The sequence below is a fragment of the Thioalkalicoccus limnaeus genome (assembly GCF_041197575.1).
Classification (GTDB): Bacteria; Pseudomonadota; Gammaproteobacteria; order Chromatiales; family Chromatiaceae; genus Thioalkalicoccus; species Thioalkalicoccus limnaeus.
In genome coordinates, this window is record NZ_JBDKXB010000066.1 from 1 (window position 1) to 2,271 (window position 2,271).

Below are 2,271 nucleotides of genomic sequence, written 5' to 3' on the forward strand. Positions count from 1 at the left end.
CGCGCGGCGTGGCCGTGCAGCCGCTTGATCAGGGGCTCCGTGGGCAGGAGCCGGTGCGGCTGGCCTTGCGCACGGCCAACCGCCGGGCCGAGGGCTGGCTCGGCGGCCACAGCGACCGCCAGCGCCAGAAGGTCGGCCTCGGCCGGTGTCAGAGAGAAGAGGTCGACCAGCCGATGCCAAGCCCTTCCCTCGGCACCATGCAGCCGCCGCTCCAGCGCCTCGTCGGGGCGGCGCGCGACAAGGGCCTCGGGGGCGTCGATGCCCGCGAGGAGATCGGCGGCGCGCAGGACCAGCAGCTCCGCAGGGCTCGCCAGCGTCCGGGGCCTGTTGTGGGACACGTCGTGGGGCGCGCTCTGGGAATGCACGGCCGTCATGGTGTCTCGATCCAAAAAGGCTGCGAGGGCGCACCGTTGATCGTGAGGCTCACCGGGTGCGCACCCGGCCGTGTCGGATCGAACAGCGGATGGAGGCGAAGCAGGCCCGCCTCGCGCACGTATCGCCCGCGGTCCTCGACCGGATCGTCCGCGAAGGCTGGGATCTCGTCATAGATGATCCCGTCGATCGCGAGCTGCACCTCGAGCGTGGCGGCGGTGAGATCGAACAGGTCGACGAGCTGCAGGCCCATCCGGCCGAAGCCGTCGGCCGGAGCCACCCCGTCGATCCGTGCCCCGAGCGTGAAGGCGAGCTGATTGCTCTCGACCTGGCTAGCGCGCACCCGGCCGGACGGCGTCTCCATCCGCCGCGTCGTGAGGATCGAGACGGCGTAGACACCCGGCACCACATCGAGTGTCACCGGCCCGGTCTCCGTGTCGCGGATGAGGCTCGGCTGCATCTCGAAGCTCGCGACGCGCTCGGTGAGGGTCGCCGCCCAGGCCGCGTTCAGAGCCGGGTTGATCGGCACGGACCGGATGGGCGGAGACGCCTCCCGCCAGGCGGGGTTGCGGAGGACGATCGCCGCGCTGCCGGGCGTACCGTCGCCCGCGAGTCGCGTGCCCTCGACCACCACCCGGTTGACAGGGGGGACCAGCCCAGGCGCCAGGCTAGCGCGGGCCGGGCTCGTCTCGATTGTCTGCGGGGCGAGGCCGGTCGAGGCCGGCGGCGAGAAGTGGCTCAGCGCGGCGACGCGCTCCAGGAGCGGGGCCCGGCCGACCGACACGAATACGCCGAGGTCGAGCACCGTCCCCGCCACCCCCGGCGGCGGCTCGGGCTCGAGGAATACCGTCCGCACCTCATAGTAGGCTGAGAGCCGGGTGGTGGCCGACTGCTCGGCCGACCAGAAGCTCAGGGACTCCTCCGGCGTGAGCGGGCGCAGCGCGATCTCGATCTGGTTATCACCGCCGCGCAGACCCGGAGCCATCACCGTCTGCGGCGGGTTGGCGTCAGGGGCAATGGTCAGGCCATCATCGATCCGCGGGTAGTCGTGGAAGGTCTTGAGTGCCAGACCGAAGTTGCGCTGCTGGATCTCGGCGTCGAACACATCGTTGATCTCGTGGTGCGCCGTCATGATGTAGTAGAGGAGCAGCGTCAGGGGCTCGCGAGCGACCGGCGGATGGCCGCGTCCGGGAGGCGGCGCGTTGCGGTAGTGGGCGTCCTCCATGACGTGGTAGAGATGCAGGTTCAGCCCGTTCTGCACGCTGCCGACCCGCTCGGGCGGCATGGTGCTGACATTGAGCGTCGTCGCGAGTCCCTGGCGGAACAGGAGGTTCCTCACCCCTAGATCCAGCAGGCGGCTAAGGGTCTGGGTCACGAGGTAGAGGTTCGCCGTCGGCATCGCTCAGCGCCTCCGCAAGCCGAACAGCATCGGTGCGCGGCGGCGCTTCGCCAAGGGCCCGATGATCGATGCCTCGTTAGCGGTGAGCCGCCGCGGGCGAGCCTTTGCCTCAGGGCGTTCCGCCCGTGGCGCGCCCGGCGTCGCCGGCCGCTCGATGATTCGCGGCGCCGGCGGGGTAGCGACTGGCGACTCCAGTGCAGGACGGAGTGGCGGCGGGGAAGGCGGCGAGGCCGGCTCGACCCAAGCGATCGCGGCCTTATCCACGTTACGTGACTCGACGGTGGGCTCGCCCGGCCCAGGGACCGCAGCGAGCGGTGGCGCCTCAGCCGGAGCCTCTTCGCGGATGTGCGCCGCGGCAAGCCTGGCAGCTGGCGGCGGGCCGACGGGCGGCGGCGATGCAGGCCTCGCGGAGAGGGCCTTGTCCGGGGCCTCCGCCTTCGCGTTCTCGCGGGCTGTGGGTGTGGGTGGCTCGGGCTCGTGGCTCGGCTGCCGGCCCGCCG

At 71.6% G+C, this 2,271-nt stretch carries 2 protein-coding genes; both read right to left on the reverse strand.

The features are described 5' to 3' along the window. A partial coding sequence (locus tag ABC977_RS18035) for a hypothetical protein (protein ID WP_369668658.1) occupies positions 1–338 on the reverse strand: 338 nt, incomplete at its 3' end. Positions 339–370: 32 nt separating this feature from the next. Continuing rightward, positions 371–1,771, reverse strand: a complete 1,401-nt coding sequence (locus ABC977_RS18040) for a Pvc16 family protein (RefSeq protein WP_369668659.1) — start codon at positions 1,769–1,771, stop codon at positions 371–373. Positions 1,772–2,271 lie beyond the last annotated feature (500 nt).